Source organism: Trebonia kvetii (assembly GCF_007827045.1).
In the GTDB taxonomy this organism is placed as follows: Bacteria; Actinomycetota; Actinomycetes; order Streptosporangiales; family Streptosporangiaceae; genus Trebonia; species Trebonia kvetii.
Genome location: NZ_RPFW01000036.1, coordinates 1 through 495, shown reverse-complemented (window position 1 = coordinate 495; position 495 = coordinate 1). Strand labels below are relative to the sequence as shown.

The following is a 495-nucleotide window of genomic DNA, read 5'->3' as shown; positions in this document are numbered from 1 at the left end:
ATAATACCTATGCGATCACCAGGTTTAACGCCAGGCGCAATGAGTCCCTTGGCTATGGAAACCACCATGTCATGGAACTGATGTTCGTGAATGTCCTGCCAATTGCCGGGCGACATCTGCCACCGATACAGCACGGGATTTGAGGTGTCGGAGGCATGGCGTTCCACAATACTGGTGAGATTCAATGCTGGATCTACCATAGCTTCTGCGGGTACGGAGACAATTTGCATACAAGGCCTTTCAACGCTGTAGCTTGGATTATGCTTCACAGTCAACGACAATATCTTGTATCACGGAAAAGACAAGTGCCGCGTCGTAGTCTAGATGCGGCACAGGGGAACTGTGAGTCAACCATGTAAAGTTTACCGTTGCTGAGGAGTGTTCCAGAAAATAGCGCTATGAACTATCTGAAACAACATGATCATGAAGGGAACGCAGATAAAGCACCGGAGCTCGTAGCAAGGGTATCAGCTCACGAGTCTCTCGGCCCAAAAG

The 495-nt window shown here is 49.1% G+C and carries 1 pseudogene; it reads right to left on the bottom strand.

Annotated features, from left to right (window positions below):
- Positions 1 to 275: pseudogene (locus EAS64_RS45360) on the bottom strand (hypothetical protein); the annotation flags it as partial.
- Between the last annotated feature and the right edge of the window lie 220 nt (positions 276 to 495).